The sequence below is a fragment of the Microbulbifer sp. TB1203 genome (genome assembly GCF_030997045.1).
Taxonomy (GTDB): domain Bacteria; phylum Pseudomonadota; class Gammaproteobacteria; order Pseudomonadales; family Cellvibrionaceae; genus Microbulbifer.
This window is the reverse complement of record NZ_CP116899.1, coordinates 684,253-699,120: the sequence shown is the minus strand read 5'-3', so window position 1 is coordinate 699,120 and position 14,868 is coordinate 684,253. Positions and strand designations below refer to the sequence as shown.

At 59.8% G+C, this 14,868-nt stretch carries 14 protein-coding genes; 4 read left to right on the top strand and 10 right to left on the bottom strand.

The genetic code is table 11. The features are described 5' to 3' along the window. Positions 1-24: 24 nt before the first annotated feature. From PP263_RS02985 to PP263_RS02955, 7 genes are all read right to left on the bottom strand, one after another. On the bottom strand, positions 25-1,425 hold the full coding sequence (locus tag PP263_RS02985) for a restriction endonuclease subunit S (RefSeq protein ID WP_308366887.1): 1,401 nt from the start codon (positions 1,423-1,425) through the stop codon (positions 25-27). Continuing rightward, positions 1,422-4,208 carry a DEAD/DEAH box helicase family protein gene (locus PP263_RS02980; RefSeq protein WP_308366886.1) on the bottom strand — a complete coding sequence of 929 codons (2,787 nt, stop codon included), beginning with the start codon at positions 4,206-4,208 and terminating at the stop codon, positions 1,422-1,424. Before PP263_RS02980 ends, PP263_RS02985 begins: the two co-directional genes overlap by 4 nt. Before the next feature lie 223 nt (positions 4,209-4,431). Next, a complete protein-coding gene (gene ung, locus PP263_RS02975) occupies positions 4,432-5,154 on the bottom strand; it encodes a uracil-DNA glycosylase (RefSeq protein ID WP_308366885.1) in 723 nt (240 codons plus the stop codon). 122 nt (positions 5,155-5,276) lie between these two features. Next, positions 5,277-5,864 (bottom strand): uracil-DNA glycosylase family protein, encoded by a 588-nt coding sequence (locus PP263_RS02970; RefSeq protein ID WP_308366884.1) that lies wholly within the window; start codon positions 5,862-5,864, stop codon positions 5,277-5,279. A 27-nt stretch (positions 5,865-5,891) separates the two neighbouring features. Then, on the bottom strand, positions 5,892-6,863 hold the full coding sequence (locus PP263_RS02965) for an esterase-like activity of phytase family protein (protein WP_308366883.1): 972 nt from the start codon (positions 6,861-6,863) through the stop codon (positions 5,892-5,894). Between the two features lie 14 nt (positions 6,864-6,877). Next, positions 6,878-7,360 carry a YajQ family cyclic di-GMP-binding protein gene (locus PP263_RS02960; protein ID WP_308366882.1) on the bottom strand — a complete coding sequence of 161 codons (483 nt, stop codon included), beginning with the start codon at positions 7,358-7,360 and terminating at the stop codon, positions 6,878-6,880. A gap of 15 nt (positions 7,361-7,375) precedes the next feature. Then, entirely contained in the window at positions 7,376-7,912 is a 537-nt protein-coding gene (locus PP263_RS02955; protein WP_308366881.1) for a YaeQ family protein, read from the bottom strand. 81 nt (positions 7,913-7,993) lie between these two features. On the opposite strand from PP263_RS02955, the gene PP263_RS02950 reads away from it, so the two are divergent. The 4 genes from PP263_RS02950 to PP263_RS02935 are packed head-to-tail and all read left to right on the top strand — an operon-like array spanning position 7,994 to position 10,811. Further along, a complete protein-coding gene (locus PP263_RS02950) occupies positions 7,994-8,608 on the top strand; it encodes a LemA family protein (protein ID WP_308366880.1) in 615 nt (204 codons plus the stop codon). A 4-nt stretch (positions 8,609-8,612) separates the two neighbouring features. Continuing rightward, positions 8,613-9,356, top strand: a complete 744-nt coding sequence (locus PP263_RS02945) for a TPM domain-containing protein (protein WP_308366879.1) — start codon at positions 8,613-8,615, stop codon at positions 9,354-9,356. Continuing rightward, complete coding sequence (locus PP263_RS02940) at positions 9,356-9,967, top strand: TPM domain-containing protein (RefSeq protein ID WP_308366878.1); 612 nt, start codon at positions 9,356-9,358, stop codon at positions 9,965-9,967. The genes PP263_RS02945 and PP263_RS02940 overlap by 1 nt, the downstream gene beginning before the upstream one ends. Before the next feature lie 4 nt (positions 9,968-9,971). Further along, positions 9,972-10,811, top strand: a complete 840-nt coding sequence (locus PP263_RS02935; RefSeq protein ID WP_308366877.1) for a PDZ domain-containing protein — start codon at positions 9,972-9,974, stop codon at positions 10,809-10,811. Positions 10,812-10,855: 44 nt separating this feature from the next. Here the strand turns inward: PP263_RS02935 and PP263_RS02930 are convergent, their stop codons facing one another. The 3 genes from PP263_RS02930 to prfB all read right to left on the bottom strand — a co-directional run bounded on the left by PP263_RS02930 (position 10,856) and on the right by prfB (position 14,560). Beyond that, positions 10,856-11,494, bottom strand: coding sequence for a hypothetical protein (locus PP263_RS02930; RefSeq protein ID WP_308366876.1), 639 nt, complete (start codon positions 11,492-11,494; stop codon positions 10,856-10,858). Between the two features lie 382 nt (positions 11,495-11,876). Further along, a complete protein-coding gene (gene lysS / locus PP263_RS02925) occupies positions 11,877-13,364 on the bottom strand; it encodes a lysine--tRNA ligase (RefSeq protein WP_308366875.1) in 1,488 nt (495 codons plus the stop codon). Positions 13,365-13,464: 100 nt separating this feature from the next. Next, a protein-coding gene (prfB, locus tag PP263_RS02920) for a peptide chain release factor 2 (protein ID WP_308366874.1) occupies positions 13,465-14,560 on the bottom strand; the annotation gives its coding sequence in 2 pieces (ribosomal slippage) (positions 13,465-14,487 and positions 14,489-14,560; 1,095 coding nt in all). Between the last annotated feature and the right edge of the window lie 308 nt (positions 14,561-14,868).

Below are 14,868 nucleotides of genomic sequence, written 5' to 3'. Positions count from 1 at the left end.
TATTCTTTGCTGCATTATTTCTCATTAAGAAAACCTCACCAACTGGCCAGAGAAGGCTTTTTTAAGGATGGACTGACGGAGAGCTACAGCCTTATCAAGTTGCAAGCTTACCTCATCCGACATTCGGTCAATAGCAGAAACCTTTTCATCAAGTGCATCTACAACCACCACCTGCTCCCCCAAAGAACAAAATGGGAATGGATACCCCTGCAACTTCTCCCCATTAATGTTTGACTGGTTAACGCCATCTGTTTTGACCGTATTTCCGTAGCCCTTCGCTATTAAAGAGTTCAGGAAATAATTGAGATATCGCCCATCCACAATGCTTGAAATATGGTTCACTCGGATTAGATATCCGGCAAACAGCGCCTCCCGCTCACCTTTGTAGATAGCTGTTTTCCCCACCAGCTCTGGACTATTGGTTCTATTGAACAGAACGTCACCCGCTTTTAATGAGTATTTTTCTATCTCTTCCTTATCAGATGTAAAAACCAAGTCAGACCAATCAATAATTCCACTCTGAAGGTTTCCCATCCGCACCACAGGAACATCCCCCTCCCCTGAGGATTTAGCCGAGGTTCCATATTCAACCCCACAGGTCATCAAACCAAGCCTTCCCCACATCCAACTTGGTGGAGATTCTGGAAGTGAGGAAAGAACCTCACCATCTAGGACGGATATCTCTTTAAGTGCTTTTGGCTTTGAGGGTTTCTTTCCCTCCTTGCCGTTCTCTTCCCACACCTTGACAGCCGACTTCCACTCTTCAAGCTGTTGCTGGTAGCGTTGTTCGCGCTCCTGCTGGATTCTGTCGAGGAGTTGTTCGGGGGACTCAAGCTTGTCGGGGTTTTGTTGGCGCCATTGTTCGGTGAGTTTGCCTTCGAAGGCGTGTTTGAGGACGGCCTGGCGGTAGGCTTTGAGTTGTTGCCGGGCAGTTTTCAGGGATTCGATGCCTTTGTCGAGTTCGGAGAATAGGGTTTCGATTTTGGCGACGATGTCCTTTTGCTCTTGAAGCGGAGGCACTCCGATTCTCAGGCGGTGTGCATCAGCTCTATTCAAACCCGGAATAGCAGTGGATGTTTCAAACTGCTTTAGGCGAAGACTCTTGAGTAAATAGTATGTAAATTTTTCATCAACAGCTTTCTTGGGCTTAACAAAGTAGGTCGTATCTATCGGCCAACAATTTCCTGGAGAAAAATGTACTTCCCCAGCAGCTCCTTTTCGGCCGACGATAACAACCGGCCCTTCCGTTACATAACTATCGTGATAACCAACAACCCCATTTGATCCATATACAGGATAAGGGCCGTCTTCTTTTCTGAACTTCTTAACTAGTCCTTTTCCATAAGCAAGCTCGTAGAGCTCACCGACTGTAGAACCTTCCCAATGGGACGGTAATGTGTCTTGATCCAAACTGCTATCTCTCACGCCACCAACTCCCGATTCAACTCCTCAATCACCCCATCCATCTGATCTCCAAACAACTGATACATCCGCCCCAGCCCACCCTTGCTATCGAATGGGGCCATTTCCAAGTCGTCGCGCTCCAGGTGGAAGGAACTGGTAATGTGGTCGCGGATCAGGGTGAGCCAGGTCATTTGTTCCTCGTTGAATTTTTCGCCGGCGCCGCTGTGGCGCTGGAAGATCCAGCGCTTGAAGTTTTCCTTTACGGTGGCGGCGAAGGGGGTGATGGTCTGGTCGACGCCGGTAACGCGGCGGATCAGGGCCACCAGTGCGGTCAGGTCGCTGATTGGGTTGTCGCCGCGGTAGTTGTCCAGATGGGCGTAGGCCTGCCAGACGCGCAGGGGGGCCAGTTTGGGCCTGTCCTGTTGCAGGGCGTCCAGCAGGGTTTTGATCATCTCAAAAGTGACTTCGCTCCGGCGGGCCGGGGTCTGGAAGTAGATGGCCAGGGCTTCGATCTGGTCGCGGTGCTGGTTCAGGTAGTCGGTGAAGTCCTGCACCAGGGCCTCGGCGTTGGCCCGGGTTTCACCGGCCCACTCCGCTTTCAGTACCTCGTCCAGGTCTTCGTGGACGATGGTCTGTTCCTTTTCGCGGCGGATGGTGTCGATCAGTTCGATCAGCTCGCCGTTGAAGACCTTGGCAGCCTCCCCTACCAGTTGGTCGCGGGCCTTGTCCCGGGCGTCGTCGCCGGGGTTGCTGTCCGCCGGTACCCGGGCAATTTCGCAGGCTTTCTGTTCCACCACGTCCGGGTTGATGGCGTTGAGCAGTTCGCCAACGATGAGGGTTAGCGGTATGCCATCGGCTTTTTCGCTGATGCGGGCGCGGTCTTTGTCGTCCAGTTGTTTGTCGAGGCGGGCGAGGCGGCCCGCCAGGGAGGAGACGCTGTCTTCGTCGCGGGCGGCGCCCATCATTACGCCCATGGCCAGTTCCTTGAGGGAGATGCCGGGTTTGGTGATCAGCGGCTGGCTGGCAGTTTTCAGGGATCGGGTTACGCCGATGGCATCGACGATGACGTAGTGGGTCTTGGCGCTGTTGGCGGAGGGGGTGACTTTTTTCAGGCCGTCCTTGTCCAGGGTGCGGGTGCCGCGGCCTTTCATCTGCTCGAAGTAGTTCTTGCTTTTCACGTCGCGCATGAACAGCAGGCATTCCAGCGGGCGCACGTCGGTGCCGGTGGCGATCATGTCCACGGTGACCGCGATGCGCGGGTCGTAGTCGTTGCGGAACTGGTTGAGCACGGATTTGGGGTCGTCCGCATTGTGGGTGATCTTCTTACAGAAGGCGTTGCTCTCGCCGAATTCCTCGCGCACGGTGTGGATGATGTCGTCGGCGTGGCTGTCGGTTTTGGCGAAGATAAGGGTTTTGGGTACTTCCTGCCGGCCGGGGAAGATGTCCGGCAGTTTGTCCCGGAAGGTGCGGATAACGGTGCGAATCTGGTCCGGGTTGACGATGTCTCGGTCGAGCTGTTTTGCCGAGTAGGCTTCGTCTTCGTCCTGGGTTTCCCAGCGGTTCTTGCGGGTGAGGCGTTCGCGCTTTTGTACCTGCTGACTGGCTTCTATAACGCCGCCGCTTTGGGTCTTTTGGGTTTCGATCAGGTAGACCTCGTTGCCGACGTTGACGCCATCGGCGACGGCCTTTTCATGGTCGTATTCGCTGACCACGTTCTTTTTGAAGAAGCCGTAGGTGCGGTTGTCCGGGGTGGCGGTGAGGCCGATCAGGTAGGCGTCGAAGTATTCGATCACCTGCCGCCACAGGTTGTAGATGGAACGGTGGCATTCGTCGATGATGATGAAGTCGAAGAATTCCGGGGGGATCTTTTCGTTGTAGATTACCGGCAAAGGTTGTTTTTTAAGCCCTTTCTTTTCCGCCAGGTTGTCTTCTTCGGTGGCTTCGTCCAGTTCTTCACCTTTCAGCAGCGAGTACATGCGTTGGATGGTGCTGATGCAGACCTGGCTGTCGCTGGCGACGTAGGACGACTTGAGCCGCTGCACGGTGTATAGCTCGGTGAATTTGCGGTTGTCGTCATTGGGCAGGTAGGCCATGAATTCCTGCTCGGCCTGTTCGCCCAGGTTTTTGGTGTCCACCAGGAACAGGATGCGCTTGGCCCTGGCGTGCTTGAGCAGGCGGTAGGCGGCGGTGATGGCGGTGTAGGTTTTGCCGGAGCCGGTGGCCATTTGCACCAGGGCGCGGGGTTTGTCGTCCTTGAAGGAGGCTTCCAGGTTGTTGATGGCTTTGATCTGGCAGTCGCGCAGGCCGTCGGTGTTGAGTGGTGGCAGCTTTTTCAACCCTTCGCGCAGGGTGCCTTGGTTGTCCTCAAGGCGCTCGTGCCAGCGGGCCAGTTCTTCCGGGCGGGGGAAGTGGAAGATTTCCCGCGAGCGCGGGGCCGGGTCGCGGCCATTGGTGAAGCGGGTGATGGCGCCAGTGCTCTGGTAGATGAACGGCAGGGGTTCCCGGTTGTTGATCCACTTGAGCTTGGCGTTGGCGTAGCCCTCAGCCTGCTCTTCGGCGCCCGTGATCTTGTGACCCCAGTCCTCCGGTTTGGCCTCGATTACGCCTGCGGCCTGCCTGTCCACGAACAACACATAGTCTGCCGGGCCGACATCCGTCTGGTACTCACGTACCGCTATGCCGCGCCCTGCATTGAAGTTGATAGTGTCCTTATGCTGGACCACCCAACCGGCCGCTCGCAGTTGCTGGTCGATATCATCGCGAGCACGCTGCTCCGGGTTCTGGTTGAGGGTTTCAGTGACCATTTTGGATTTCTTGTTGTGATCCGGCAAACAGAAGGACATAGGCTATTGCAGCTTGGGCGCTGGCGCAAATGGCTTCTCACTGGGAGTCTTGGCGCGGTTCGTGAGGTAGAGCCGTCGTTGGCCGTAATCGGTGCCCAGGGTTGCCGGCAGGCCCTTCGCGGCCAACGGCCGCTCCTACAAGCGGCCCGGCTGCGAACTCCTAAAATCCCCGGTAGTTGCCCCCTCACACCTCCACCGCCACATGATCCAGCTCCGCCGCCTCCGGCAGTGCCCAGTCGATCGGCTCTTCACCGTTTTTTTGCAGATAGGTGTTGGCCTGAGAGAAAGGTCGGGTGCCGAAGAAACCTCGGTGGGCGGATAGCGGCGATGGGTGAGGAGCGCGCATCACCCGGTGTTTGTTGCTATCGATAAAAGCGCCCTTCTTCTGCGCGTAGCTGCCCCAGAGAATAAACACCAGGCCCTCTCGCTGCTCCGCCAGTTTGTGAATGGCTGCATCGGTAAATTGCTCCCAGCCGCGCCCCTGGTGTGAACCCGCCCTGCCCCGCTCAACCGTGAGTGTGGCATTCAGCAGCAGCACGCCCTGCTCCGCCCAGGGCTGCAGGCAGCCGTGCTCGGGGGGATCGATCCCCAGGTCGGATTGCAATTCCTTGAAGATATTTTGTAGCGAGGGCGGTACGGGTACGCCGGGTTTTACCGAGAAACAGAGGCCGTGGGCCTGGCCGGGGCCGTGATAGGGGTCCTGGCCCAGTATCACCACTTTGACCTCTTCGAATGGGGTGGAGTTGAAGGCGTTGAAAATCTGCGGACCCGGGGGATAGATGACCTTGCCCGCGGCCTTTTCCTTTCGCAGGAACTGGCGCAACTGCTCCATATAGGGCTTTTCGAATTCGTCTTGCAGGACGGCGTACCAGGAGGGGTGGATTTTTATATTGTTTGGAACCTGCATAGTTTTTCCTTGGCTGTATCTCGCGGTTCCCTCTCCCCTTGGGAGAGGGCTAGGGCGAGGGGGCATCGTCGGTATGCCATCCCCTCTCCCCCGGCCCCTCTCCCGCAAGCGGGAGAGGGGAGTTAACGCAGTGCCTTTTTCACCCGTCGGCGCAGCTCGGGCACCACCTCCTCCTCGAACCAGGGGCGCTGGCGCAGCCATAAGGTATTGCGGGGGCTGGGATGGGGCAGCGGTAAATAGCCCGAAGGCAGGGCATCGCGAAAGTGACGCACGTTTTCCGTAATGCTCCCGTACCAGTGGGGCAGATAGTAACGCTGTGCATACTGCCCTATCAGCAAAGTGAGTTGCAAATTCGGTAGCTGTTCCAATAGCTTCCGGTGCCAGGCGGGCGCGCATTCCGGGCGCGGCGGCAGGTCGCCGCCCTTGCCGCGGCCCGGATAGCAGAAGCCCATTGGAATAATGGCGATGTGGGATTCGTCGTAGAAGGTATCCCGGTCCATCGCCAGCCATTCCCGCAGGCGGTCGCCGGAGGGGTCGTTCCAGGGGACGCCGGTGGCGTGTACACGGGTGCCCGGCGCCTGGCCGACGATCAGCAGGCGCGCGGATTTTGCGGCGCGCACTACCGGGTTGGGACCGAGGGGGAGCTGGTCTTCGCAGAGGCGGCAGTGGCGGACTTCTTCGAGGAGGGTGATCAGTTGTTTCCGGGCCAAAGTTTTTACCTCACAAAGGCGGCGGGCCTATGGCCCGCTTGCCGAGCTGGCGGCGGGCGCTCCCGAGCTCGGCGTTCCCAGGGGGAACCGGAAATGCAGCAGCAGCGCGCGGCGGTCGTTCGGGTCGGCGGCGCGGGCGACGTTGTTGTTGTCCAGCACCACGTGGATGCCGCTGGCGTCCACCGCCAGTCCCTCGCCCTTGCCGTAGCGGGTTTCCCGGTAGACGAATTTCGGGGCCTCTTCGATCGCCCGGTAGTCGATGCACCACTGCGCGCGCAGGGTTTCCGGGGAGCGTCGGCATACGGCGAAGGCGTTGCGCTCCAGGGTGAAGAGCGCACCGTCATAGTAGGCGAGGCCGGTGATGTCCTCGGAGCGATCCCGGAAATCCAGGCCAGCCACCGGGGGAATGGAGAATATTGCCGGTGCGGTGTCGGCGCGCAGCCGCACCAGGCCCCGGGGTTCCCGCTCCATGGCGATCCAGAAATCGTCGCCGGCCTTTACCAGTCCCTCGCCGGCGGCGTTGGCCTTCTGCAGGTAACCGCGCTCGCGCGCCTCCGCGGCCCAGCGGTACGGCAGCCAGGCAACCGACCCATTGGCCTCCAGCCGCGCGAGGCGGTTGTAGCGCTCGCTCAGCAGATAGGCAGTATCGCCGTCGCAGCTGATACCCTCGAAATCCATCGCCTGGCCGTCGCGGACCAGATCCAGTAGTGCCGCCATCGGGCCCGCCGATTCCCCGTCCGGCACATTCAGGCCTTGCAGGCGGGTGCGGGAAACCAGCGCAGCGCCCTGCCCGGCCAGGTCCAGGGCATAGATGTCCGCAGAATTTTTGTCGGATACCGCCAGCAATTCGCCATTGCAAAAGCTCAGCCCGGAAATATCCAGGCCGGCGCTGTCATTCAGCCAGTAGCTTGCCAGTAATTGCGCGGGGTGTACGGGAGCCGCCGATACGAAGGGCGGCAGCAATGTCAGCAGGCCGCCCAGCAGAAGATTTCTAAGCAAAAGGATTCCAGTGATCAATCGCGGAAGTTATTGAATTGCAGGGGCTGATCCAGTTCCTTCCCCCGCAGCATGGCGATCACCTGCTGCAGGTCGTCGCGCTTCTTGCCGGTGACACGCACCTGGTCGCCCTGGATCGCCGCCTGCACCTTGAGTTTTTCGTCCTTGATCATTTTAATGATCTTTTTTGACAGTTCTTTGTCCAGGCCGTTTTTCAAGGTGACCGGCACCTTCACTTGTTTGCCGGATTGCTCTTTCTCACCCACCTCCATGGCCAGCGGATCGATATCGCACTTGATCAGCGCCCCGCGCAGCATGTCCACCATCTGGTCCACCTGGATATCCGCCTCGGCGCGCACCACCAGGGAAAAATCGTTCATCTCCACCTCGGCGTCCACCCCCTTGAAGTCGAAGCGGTTGGTCACCGTGCGATTTACCTGGTCCACGGCGTTGGTGAGCTGATGCTTGTCCACTTCGGACACTATGTCGAAGGAAGGCATATTATTCTCCGTTTGCTATTTCCAAATTTCCGGGGTGACTTCCACGCTCTGTGTATCGGAGCTGAGCCAGAGCTGGCCATCCTGGATGGTCACATTCAGTTCCATATTGCGCGCCGCCATCGCCGCCATCTGCTCGCAGGCATCCGCCGGCAGGTGGTAGACACGCAAATTGTCGAAGCGCGCCAGCGCATCCCGATGTTTTTGCCACCAGATCGGCGCGGTGCGGCGCCCGTAACTGTACACCAATACCTGCGCGGCGCGGCCGCTGGCCTTGCGCAGGCGCTCTTCCGCCGGCAGGCCCACCTCGATCCACAGATCGATTTCACCGCTGAGATTCCTCAGCCACAGGTCGGCCTCGTCGTCGGAGGACAGGCCGCGGGTGAATTCCAGGCCGTCCGCGGCATTGTGGGCGAAGGCCAGCAGGCGCACCATCATCCGCTCGTCGGTCTCCGAGGGGTGGCGTGCCAGGGTCAGCTGGTGTTCGCCGTAGTAGTCCCGATCCATGTCGGCAACCTGCAGCCGGGCTTTGAAGATAGTCGCTTTTAATGCCATTACAGCTTCCTATTGGTTGGCGCCGCTGTATCCAGGAGCCAGCTATTCTTGGGGTCTCGGGACAAAATACGGGTATCCGGTATGCGTTCAGTGTTCACCGCCGGCCGCCGGGCCTTGCTGGGCGCCCTGTTCGGCCTCCTGGCCCTGGGGCTCAGCGGCTGTGGCATCAACAATATCCCCACCTATGACGAGCAGGTCAAAGCCGCCTGGGCCCAGGTGGAGAACCAGTACCAGCGCCGCGCCGACCTGATTCCCAACCTGGTGAAAACCGTCAAGGCCTACGCCGCCCACGAGCGCGAGACGCTGCAGGCGGTGACCGAGGCCCGGGCCAAGGTCAGCTCCATACAACTGGACCCGAACATGCTCGACGACCCGGCCAAGCTGCAGCAGTTCGAGGCCGCTCAGGCGCAGCTGTCCAGCGCCCTGGCCCGGCTGATGGTGGTGGTGGAACGCTACCCAAACCTCAAGGCGGACCAGAATTTCCTGGCCCTGCAATCCCAGCTCGAAGGCACGGAAAACCGCATCAGCGTAGCCCGGCGGGATTATATCGCCGCCGTGGAGCGCTACAACCGGGAGATACGCACTTTCCCAGGACGTATCTGGCACGCGCTCCTCTACCGGGACATGCCCCTGCGCGAGACCTTCCAGGCCACCAATGAAGACGCCGAGAAGGTACCGGAAGTGGACTTCCGGTGACGCGATGATCGAGCGCCGCATTCAGGTCGCCCTCCTCCTGCTCGCGCTGCTCTGTGCAGTCGGGGCGTTGGCGGAAACCCAATTCCCGCTGCTCTCCGGCCGGGTGGTGGACAAGGCTGGTATCCTCAGCCGGGACACCGTCTTCCAGCTCACCGAATTGATGCAGCAGCACGAAAAGAAGACCGGCAACCAGCTGGTGGTGGTCACAGTGCCCGACCTCCAGGGGCTCACTATCGAGGAGTACGGCTACCAGTTGGGGCGCCACTGGAAGATCGGCGAGAAGGGCGGGGACAACGGGGTTCTGCTGATCGTCGCGCCCGACGAGCGCGCAGTGCGTATAGAGGTGGGCTACGGGCTGGAAGGGGCGCTGACGGACGCTCTCTCCGCGAATATCATTCACACCAAGATATTGCCGAAATTCAAAAGCGGCGATTTCGACGGCGGTGTCACCGCGGGCGTGGAGTCCATTATCTCTGCGATCCAGAATGAGTACGTGCCCGAACCCACCGCGACCGGCGGCGACCGGCGCCTGGCGGTGTTGGTGGGCCTCTTCCTGCTGTTGGTGATGCTGCAGCTGTTCGGCACCTCTGTACTGGGAGCATCCGCTGCCAGCCGGGGATATCGCCGGGGCCGCTACGGCGGCTACTATGGCGGCGGCGGATTTGGCGGTGGTGGCATTGGCGGAGGCGGCGGTTTCAGCGGTGGTGGAGGTGGTTTTGGCGGCGGGGGGGCCTCGGGAGGATGGTGATGCTGGAAGGCCAACAGCGGCGCAAAGTCGCCGAAGCGATCAAAGAAGTGGAGTCGCGCACCGACGCGGAAGTGGTCACGGTACTCGCGCGGGAGGCGGACAGCTACCTGTATATCTCCACCCTCTGGGCCGCCTTCCTCTCACTGTTGCTGGCGCCTCTGGTGCAGTTCCTGCCCTGGTGGCTGGATTACCGCGAGGCCTTCACCCTGCAGTGGCTACTGTTTATCGTCCTGGCGGTGCTTTTCCGCTGGCGCCCGCTGACCATGCGCCTGGTGCCGAAAAAAGTGAAATACTGGCGGGCCGCCAACCTGGCGCGGCGCCAGTTCCTGGAGCAGGAACTGCACAGCACACGCGGGCGCCTGGGGCTGTTGATCTTCGTCGCCGAGGCGGAGCACTATGTGGAGATTCTCGCCGACCGCGGGCTGGCCGAGCGGATCACCGACGAGAGCTGGAGTGAAATCGTGGAAAACTTCATTCGCGAGATCAAGCGCGGCAAAACCGGAGAGGCTTTTGTGCACTGCGTGGAAAAGTGCGGGGAGCTGTTGCAGGAGGTCGCTCCGGTCAGCGAGATCAAAAACGAACTGCCCAATCACCTGATTATCCTGGACTAGCGCTATGAAACTGGGAAAACCTGTTACGTTGTTCATCCTCGGTACACTACTGGCCTTCGGCGCCTACTCTATCGGCTGGAATCGGGGAGAGAGCAACGGCGGCAACGGTCGGCTGTCACAGCTGTTCAGCTCCGGCAACGACCTGGAAGACCGGGTGAAAAAACTGGAGGATTCCCTGCGGGACTCCATTCAGATCCAGACCCGCCTGTTCGACCTGGTGGAGGACCTGAGAAGGCAGATGGAACAGGGAGAGCCGGAAGGCATGGAGACCCGCACCGCCGCCACAGTGGGACATGAGGAACCTCCCTACACTCCCCAGGATTCCCGTCAGGAGCGCTACCGCAAATATCGCGAGATGCAGCGCCAGCGCCTGATCGACGCGGGCCTCAACCCGGACAGGGCCGAATTCATTCTCGACAAGCAGGAGCGGTTCCAGTACGAACACATGCAGTTGACCTACGAATACCGCCACCTGGACGACAAGTCCACCGCGGAGGCAAACGCCCTGCGCGACAAACTGGAGACCTACAGCAACCCGCGCAAAATGTTCGAACACGAGCTGAGCCCGCAGGAGTTTGAGTTCTACCTGGAGGTCAACGGCGGGCGCCAGGAGCTACAGATAGACAATATCGTACCGGGCACGCCGGCCGCGGATATCGGCCTGAAGCCGGGGGACAAGATAGTTTCCTACAACGGCGAGCGCGTCTTCCACTCCGGTGATCTGCGTTCACAGATATACCGTGTGGACCCCGGAAAAACGGTACCGGTGGAAATACAGCGCGAGGGAAGCAGTAGTACTGAAACCATCTATGTGCCCAGCGGGCCGCTGGGGATTCAGGGATAGGAGGCCGCTGGCGATACGATAAACTCCACCGGCCGCCAGCTCCACTAGTCCTGTTTGTCAAAGAGCCCCGGTACGTAGATCCAACCGCGATTGGTATCCGCCGAATCCAGTTTCCAGGTGCGCTCCACCAGTAGCGCCCCCGGCAATACCCGCTCCGGCGTCCTATCGGCGCGCTCCTGCAAACCGGGAATAAACAATTGGTGCAGCCGCCGCGAAGCGAGATTGTTGTGCGGCTCCATGCGCACAGCGCCATAGCCATCATCTTTCGGCACTACGACCCGGTTGCCCAGGCCACGATATGCAAGCAGGGGATCCTGTACCCGGACGCGCATCAGCAAACCCATATCGCTCCACTCCGGCGGCACACAACACAGGTGTCGCGCAGCCATGGCCACATGTACGCCGTGGGCCTGGGCAAAGCGGGTGAGCTGCTCGAATTCAGCTTTGGCCACCCACCACCCCCCGGTCACCGCCTTGGAAAGCTCGGCACTGCCGCTGGCAAAACGGTACAGAATTGTGCCCCTGTGCAACTCGTGCCGGGCGGGGGAAATCATACCCCCGGTCTGGGAATAGGCCAGAACTCTGCCGCGCCCGTCCACCAGTGCACTTTTAGGGCGGGTATCCGCCCCCATGGCCCACTGGCGGCTGGTCGGCTCATTGAATTCCTCGCTGTTGACAAACATGGAACATCCCTCTTCTCATTGTTACAAAATTTTTTCCGGCAGCGGAATATTGGCTTTGGAAACTGATCGGATATCGCAGGCGGATAATAAAAGCTCCCACAAATGCCGATAACAACCCCAATGATTTGCGTCCAATAATACCTAAATCGCCCACCCATATGAAAAAAATAAATTCGGGTCAGAGTGAAATTTTAATACCCAGAATAAGAGAAGATTTATTCCGCTTCGACGCTGTTGCAGAGTGCAATCGGCAGCCACAGAAAGCCCTGAACCAGATTGGCGATCCGTTCACATTCATCTGCAGTGGGAGCAAGAAAGATATCTATGCAAGAGATCGGGAGGATCGGCCCCAATTACTGGGGCCGGGTAATAGACGATACGATTATTCCGCTGTGGTTTCCGGGCGCATATGCGGAAACAACAAAACATCGCGGATCGACGGCGAGTCAGTCAGAAGCATCACCAGGCGGTCGATACCGATGCCCTCCCCCGCGGTGGGCGGCATGCCGTATTCCAGGGCGCGGATATAGTCGGCATCGTAATGCATAGCCTCGTCGTCGCCGGCGTCCTTCTCCGCCACCTGGGCACGGAAGCGTTCGGCCTGGTCCTCGGCGTCGTTCAGCTCTGAGAAGCCGTTGGCGATCTCGCGGCCTCCGACGAAGAACTCGAAGCGGTCGGTAACGAAGGGGTTTTCATCATTGCGCCGCGCCAGCGGGGACACCTCGGTGGGATACTCGGTGATAAAGGTCGGCTGGTCCAGGCGGTGCTCGACTGTCTTCTCGAAAATCTCTATCTGCACCTTGCCCAGGCCCCAGCTGTTTTTCAGCGGGATTTCCAGTTTTTCCGCCACTGCGCGGGCGCTTTCCAGATTGTCGATGTCGGAGTGGCTGAGGCCGGGGTTGTAGCGCAGGATGGAATCGAACACCGACAGGCGCGCAAACGGCTTGGCAAAGTCGTAGCTGCTGCCCTGGTACTCGATCGTCGTCGAGCCCAACACTTCGGAACAGATGCCGCGCAGCATCTCCTCGGTCAGGTCCATCAGGTCGTTGTAGTCCGCGTAGGCCTGGTAGAACTCGAGCATGGTGAACTCGGGGTTGTGCCGGGTGGACAGGCCCTCGTTGCGGAAATTGCGGTTGATCTCGTAGACCCGCTCGAAGCCGCCCACCACCAGGCGCTTCAGGTACAGCTCCGGCGCCACGCGCAGGTACATGTCGATATCCAGCGCATTGTGGTGGGTGATAAACGGACGCGCGGTGGCGCCGCCGGGGATCACCTGCAGCATCGGCGTCTCCACTTCCATAAAATCGTGGCCGTTCAGGAAGCGGCGGATATAGTCGATCACCCGCGAGCGGATGCGGAAAACTTCGCGGGACTCCGGCGTCGCGATCAGGTCCACATAGCGCTGGCGGTAGCGAAGCTCCTGGTCGGCGATGCCGTGGAATTTCTCCGGCAGCGGGCGCAGTGCCTTGGTGAGCAGGGTGAACTCCTCGCAGGTCACGTAGAGGTCGCCCTTGCCGGACTTGTGCAGCGCGCCCTGCACACCGACGATATCGCCGATATCCCAGGCGCCGAAGCGTTCCTTGATATCCTTCTGCGCCGCCTTGTCCGCGTACAGCTGGATGCGCCCGGATACGTCCTGGATCACCATAAAGGGCCCGCGCTTGGCGAGGATGCGTCCGGCCACACAGGCGCTCTTGCGCAGCTCTTCCAGCTCTTCCTTGGTTTTTTCGCCGAACTCATTCTGCAGATCCGCCGCCAGGTTTTCGCGGCGAAAAGCGTTCGGAAAAGCATTGCCCTTTTCGCGCAGCGCGGAAAGTTTGGCGCGACGCTCGGCGATCAGTTTGTTTTCGTCTTGCTGGGTATCTGTCATGGGGGTCTTTCCAATGCGGAATGATGAATGCGGAATGCGGAATGTCTCGGAGCGATGAATGCCCTTATTCCGCATTCATCATTCCGCATTCCGCATTTATTTACAGGCCCGCTTTTAAACTCGCCTCGATAAACTGATCCAGGTCGCCGTCCAGCACTGCCTGGCAGTTACTGGTCTGCACTCCGGTACGCAGGTCCTTGATGCGCTGGTCGTCCAGCACGTAGGAGCGTATCTGGCTGCCCCAGCCGATATCCGCCTTGCTCTCCTCCATCGCCTGCTTTTCCGCGTTGCGCTTGAGCATTTCCTGCTCGTACAGTTTGGCCCGCAGCATTTTCCAGGCCTTGTCGCGGTTCTGGTGCTGGGAGCGCTCGCTCTGGCAGGCAACCACGATGCCGGACTCGATATGAGTCAGGCGCACCGCGGAGTCGGTCTTGTTCACGTGCTGGCCGCCGGCGCCGGAAGCGCGGTAGGTATCCTCGCGCACCTGGGACTTGTCCACCTCGATCTCGATATTGTCATCGATCTCCGGCGATACGAATACGGAAGAAAAGGACGTGTGGCGGCGGTTGCCGGAATCGAATGGCGATTTGCGCACCAAGCGGTGCACACCGGTCTCAGTGCGCAACCAGCCGAAGGCGTGGTCGCCAACGAAATGAATGGTGGCACTCTTGATACCGGCCACCTCCCCTGCGGAGACCTCTTCCAGGGTGGTCTTGAAGCCGTGGGCCTCGCCCCAGCGCAGGTACATGCGCAACAGCATCTCCGCCCAGTCCTGGGCCTCGGTTCCGCCGGAGCCGGCCTGGATATCCAGGTAGGCGTTGTTGGCATCCGTCTCGCCGGAAAACATGCGGCGGAATTCGAGAATGCCCAACTGCTGCTGCAAGCCCTCGATCTCCGACGAGACCTCGACCACCGAGTCCTCGTCCCCTTCCTCCACCGCCATTTCCAGCAATTCGCGGCAGTCGGAAATGCCGGAATCGAGGTTCTCAATGGTCTTTACCACAGTCTCCAGAGAGGAGCGCTCGCGGCCGAGTTCCTGGGCGCGGTCGGGATTGTCCCAGACACTGGGCTCGGCCAGCTCCAGTTCGACCTCGGTCAGGCGCTCTTTCTTGCTGGCGTAGTCAAAGATACCCCCTAAGAACGTCGGTGCGCTCTTCGAGGTCTTTCAGTTGGTTGAGGAGGGGATTGATTTCCATGAACTCTCGGATTCCGGACTGTGTTTAAAGCGGCGCGCATTCTACCGCAGCGCGATGGGGTGCTTCCAGCCGCGTTGGCGGATGTGCGGCGATTATCCACCCTCCGAACTTCGGAAAGAACGCCGCAACCCGGCGAGAAGGCCCTGGTGCCGGGGGCCGTTCGGGAAACGTTTGCCGATGAGGCTGTTGAGCGAACCGGCCACCGGCGCCAGGGCCGCCACTGAGCCGGGGCCCCTCCCCCAGCCCCTCCCCCGCAAGCGGGAGAGGGGAGAAAATCATCAGGAAGAATGCCGCAGCCCGACGCGAAG